Origin of the sequence: Allobosea eneae (genome assembly GCF_042657265.1) — a bacterium.
Lineage (GTDB): Bacteria > Pseudomonadota > Alphaproteobacteria > Rhizobiales > Beijerinckiaceae > Allobosea > Allobosea eneae.
In genome coordinates, this window is sequence record NZ_JBHSLW010000021.1 from 1 (window position 1) to 4,861 (window position 4,861).

Consider the following 4,861-nt stretch of genomic DNA (forward strand, 5'->3'; position numbering starts at 1 on the left):
TTGTCGTCACCGCGCATGCACCGATCTCCGAACCCCTTCGAAGACAATGAATCACGCCGAATGCCCTGCGGCGAGCGGGTTTTTCAACAGCCTGCTAGGCGCCCCGGTCGGCGGCGAAGGTCAAGAGAAGGAGATTTATGTCATCGCCGACCTGTCTAGCGTTTGGGTCGAGCTCGCGGTCTCAACCACCGACCTTTCCCAAGTGCGCGAAGGCCAGAAAGTGATGATCAGCGCCGGGGTGGAAGGCCCGAATGCCGAGGCTCGCATCACCTTCATCAGCCCGATGCTCAATCAGGAAACCCGCTCGGCACGCGTAATCGCCACCATGGACAACAAAGGTCTGCTGTGGCGGCCTGGCTCGTTCGCCACGGCGCAGGTGGTTGTCGAAGAAATGCAAGTCGACATTAGGCTGCCGCGCGCCGCCCTCCAGACGCTGAAGGGCGAGCAGGTCGTATTCGTGCGCACCAAGGAGGGATTCGAGAAGCGCGATGTGGTCTTGGGAAAGCAGGACGACTCAGCAGTCGAGGTCGTGTTTGGCCTCGATCCGGGCGACGAGGTGGCGGTGGCCAACTCTTTCGTCGTCAAGGCGGAACTCGGCAAGGCCGAGGCCGAGCACGCGCACTGAGGACCTGACCGATGATTAATGCCGTCCTCGGCTTCTCCGTGCGCCAGCGTTGGCTGGTGCTCCTGGTCTCGCTGCTCGCTGCTGCGCTCGGTGTGTTCGCGCTCACCCGGCTGCCGATCGACGCGGTGCCGGACATCACGAACAATCAAGTCCAAGTGAATGCGGTCGTACCCTCGCTCTCGCCGTTCGACATCGAGAAGCAAGTCACCTACCCGGTCGAGACCGCCCTCGCTGGCATCCCAGGCCTCGAATACACCCGTTCGCTTTCGCGCAACGGCTTCGCCCAGGTGACCGCCGTCTTCAGCGAGAAGACCGACCTTTACTTTGCGCGTCAGCAAGTCAACGAGCGGCTTGGCGAGGCGAAGGCGAGCCTGCCATCGGGTGCCGAGATCCACATGGGTCCGATATCGACGGGCCTCGGTGAGATCTTCATGTGGACCGTCCACTACAAAAAGCCAGGCGATGGCGCGCCGGTGCGCGACGGTGAACCGGGCTGGCAGTCGGACGGCAGCTACCTGACTCCGGAGAAGCAGCGGCTCAAGAACGATTTCGAACGTGCCGCATATCTCCGCACGGTCCAGGATTGGATCATCGGCCCGCAGCTCAAGACCGTTCCCGGCATCGCTGGCGTCGACGTCATTGGAGGTTACAAGAAGCAGTACCAGGTCCAGCCCGACCCTGCGAAGCTCATTGGCTACGGCTTGTCCTTCAAGGACGTGGCTGAGGCCATCGAGGGCAACAACCAAAATCGCGGCGCCGGTTATCTGGAGCGTAACGGCGAAGGCTATGTTGTGCGCTCGGCCGGGCGCATCGAGAGCATGGAGGAGATCGGAAACGTTGTCGTCGCCACCCGAGGCGGCACACCAGTGCGGATCAAGGACGTCGCAACCGTTGCCATCGGTCGTGAACTCCGCACCGGCTCGGCCTCGATGAACGGCGAAGAGGCAGTGGTCGGCACCGCCCTCATGCTGATTGGCGGCAACAGTCGTACCGTCTCGTCCGCTGTCGACGCCCGCATGAAGGAGATCGCGCGCTCGCTGCCGCCATCCGTTGAGGCGCGAACCGTTCTTAACCGCACGCTGCTCGTGGACGCGACAGTGAAGACGGTTGCGAAAAACCTGATCGAGGGTGCGCTTCTCGTCATTGGGGTGCTGTTTCTGCTGCTCGGCAACATCCGCGCCGCGATTATCACCGCCATGGTGATCCCGGTGGCGATGCTGATGACCATGACCGGCATGGTGCAGGGAAAGATCAGCGCAAACTTGATGAGCCTCGGTGCACTCGACTTCGGCCTGATCGTCGACGGCGCGGTTATCATCGCCGAAAACTCGCTCAGGCACCTCGCTGAGCGCCAGCACAAACTGGGTAGGAAGCTTACGACGGACGAGCGCCTCGATACTGTGCGGGTCTCGGCCGAGGAGATGATCAAACCCTCCGTCTACGGCCAAGCCATCATCATCTTGGTCTACGTGCCCCTCCTCACCTTCACGGGGGTTGAGGGTAAAATGTTCGCGCCGATGGCGCTGACCGTCATCATCGCGCTGGTGGCTGCCTTCGTCCTCTCGCTCACTTTCGTGCCGGCCCTGATCGCCATTGTCATAACAGGCAAGGTGACCGAGGAGGACGTATTCCTGGTGCGCTGGCTGAAGGCGCTTTACCGACCTGTGCTCGCGGGCGCTATCCGACGGCCGGCGCCGTTCATCGGCGCGGCGGTGCTGATTTTTGTTGTTGCCATCAGTCTATTCGGGCGACTCGGTCAGGAGTTTATCCCGCAGCTCGACGAGAAGAACATCGCCATGCATGCGATGCGAATCCCGTCCACCTCGTTGACCCAGTCCCAGGATATGCAGGTCAAGGTCGAGAAGGCAGTGGCGCGTTTCCCTCAGGTGGCGATGGTATTCTCCAAAACGGGTACCGCCGAGGTCGCGGCCGACCCGATGCCTGTCAACGTCTCCGACAATTTTATCATTTTGAAACCTGAGGCCGAGTGGCCTGACCCGAAGCTCCCCAAGGACAAGCTGATAGCGGACATCCAGGCGGCGGTGAACGAGGTGGCGGGCAACAACTACGAGTTCACCCAGCCGATCCAGATGCGGTTCAATGAACTTCTGGCGGGCACCCGCGGCGATCTTGCCGTCAAGGTGTTTGGCGAGGAGTTCGATACCATGCTGCCTGCGGCCAACCAGGTCGCGACCGCCCTCCGCAGCGTCCAAGGCGCGCAGGACGTGAAGGTGGAGCAGGTGACAGGCCTGCCGTTCTTGGAGATCCGCATCAACAAGGCGGAGATTGCACGGTTGGGATTGTCCCACCTGGCGGTGCAGGATGTGCTCGGCGCGGCTATCGGTGGGCGCGATGCAGGCGTGCTCTTCGAAGGCGATCGGCGCTTCGAGATCGTGGTACGTCTGCCTGACTCCGTGCGCGACGACCTCGAGGCCTTAAAAAACCTGCCCGTGCCGCTGCCCGGCGCTGGCGCCTCGGGGCGGATTGCTTCGGTGCCGCTGAAGCAGGTCGCGAGCTTCTCTACTGCGGAGGGGCCAAACCAGATCAGCCGGGAGAATGGCAAGCGCCGCATTGTGGTGACGGCCAATGTTCGCGGCCGTGACATCGCCTCGGTCGTAGCGGAGGCGCAGGCCAAGGTGACCTCTGGCGTAACGCTGCCGGCGGGGTCTTGGATCACCTGGGGCGGGCAGTTCGAAAACCTAGAGGCCGCGCGTCAGCGACTGATGGTCGTCGTGCCCGGCTGCTTCTTCCTGATTTTCCTGCTGCTCTATTCCGCGCTTGGCTCACCGCGTGACGCGCTCTTGGTGTTCAGCGCTGTACCGCTGGCGCTAACGGGCGGCATCGCCGCCCTGTTTCTGCGCGGGATGCCTTTTTCGGTGCCGGCGGCGGTGGGTTTCATCGCGCTGTCAGGTGTGGCGGTGCTCAACGGTCTGGTCATGCTGACCTTCATCAAGCAATTGGTCGAGGAAGGGCGTCCCCTTAAGGAGGCAATCTCCGAAGGGGCCCTTACGCGCCTGCGTCCGGTCGTGATGACCGCACTGGTTGCCTCGCTCGGGTTTGTACCGATGGCGCTTGCTACTGGCACGGGTGCGGAGGTTCAGAAGCCGCTCGCAACTGTGGTGATCGGAGGGCTGATCAGCGCGACGCTGCTAACGCTGATCGTCCTGCCCGCCCTCTATGCGCGATTTGCAAGCCGTCCGCAGGAGGAGGAGAAAGCGCCGCTTTTGGGTGATGCCCCAGCTCCCCTTCTCGCGCCCCCGCTTCGGGAAGCCGCAGAATGACAGAGCCGCGATCGAGGTGTCGATTTCAGAGACGGGAACGGTGTTTGCCGAACGCCGGCAAGGAAGGCATGCGCATAGCTCAGCGGCTTTTTCCGCTTGGCTTGGTTGCTGTGGTCACGATCGCCACTCTGTCGCCGGGCTCGGCCGAAACTCTGTCCGGAGCGCTGGCGCGTGCATACAGTGCCAACCCGCAGTTGAACGCGCAGCGTGCTCAGGTTCGGGTGGTCGATGAAACCGTGCCTCAGGCTCTTTCAGGCTATCGCCCGCGGGCGCAACTGCAGGCTGATGCGGGTGCTCAGTTTCAGCGGGAACGAAGTCGCGAGCAAAGCGGCGTGGCTCGGGGCGCCATTGGAGAGGAAGAATTTACGCCGCAGGCCAGGCGAGCACAGCTGTCCAGCGACATTCGGAACTGACCCCTTTGCGTCATGAAGAACTGACCCCCATGCCGATTGCCTTTAGGCGGTTGCGGATTGGCCCAGTCGGCCCGAAGCTGCGAATTTGGCCAACTCAAAGAACAAATAGCGAACTTGCAATCACGCTGAAGCGGGCTGCGAACCTTGACCTTCCAAGGCGCGGTAGACAGTCATCCTGGAAATGTTCAGGTCACGAGCAACGGCGGCTTTCGTTGCGCCAGCAGCGATCCGCCTGCGGATTTCCGCGTCATCGACATTCTTCTTCCTACCCGTGTAGATGCCGTGAGCTTTTGCCGCGTCGATGCCCGCTCGTTGCCTGTCTTTGATGAACTTGAGTTCCATGTCAGCGACCATGCCGAGAATGGTGATGACCATTCGCCCCATGCTTCCGGCTGTCGTGACTTCGGGCTCAAGAATGCGGAGTGACGCGCCCTTTTCGTCAAGCTGGACACCCGCAAGAACCGGTTGATTTCTGGCGGTACGGTAGGGTCGGCGCGATTTCGGGATGATGCTGGGCCTCAGGCTGCCTGAGGGCCGTCATT

General features: G+C 62.0%; 4 protein-coding genes. 3 read left to right on the forward strand and 1 reads right to left on the reverse strand.

Annotated elements, in window-relative coordinates; genetic code table 11:
* The 3 genes from ACFPOB_RS14635 to ACFPOB_RS14645 form a co-directional block, all read left to right on the forward strand.
* The coding region (locus tag ACFPOB_RS14635; RefSeq protein WP_377799191.1) for an efflux RND transporter periplasmic adaptor subunit at positions 1-625 on the forward strand (625 nt) is incomplete at its 5' end.
* Between the two features lie 11 nt (positions 626-636).
* Complete coding sequence (locus tag ACFPOB_RS14640; protein ID WP_377799192.1) at positions 637-3,906, forward strand: efflux RND transporter permease subunit; 3,270 nt, start codon at positions 637-639, stop codon at positions 3,904-3,906.
* 44 nt (positions 3,907-3,950) lie between these two features.
* On the forward strand, positions 3,951-4,319 hold the full coding sequence (locus ACFPOB_RS14645; protein ID WP_377799193.1) for a hypothetical protein: 369 nt from the start codon (positions 3,951-3,953) through the stop codon (positions 4,317-4,319).
* A 120-nt stretch (positions 4,320-4,439) separates the two neighbouring features.
* On the opposite strand, the gene ACFPOB_RS14650 is transcribed toward ACFPOB_RS14645, so the two are convergent.
* Positions 4,440-4,841: a helix-turn-helix domain-containing protein gene (locus ACFPOB_RS14650; protein WP_377799194.1), complete on the reverse strand. Its 402-nt coding sequence runs from the start codon at positions 4,839-4,841 to the stop codon at positions 4,440-4,442.
* Between the last annotated feature and the right edge of the window lie 20 nt (positions 4,842-4,861).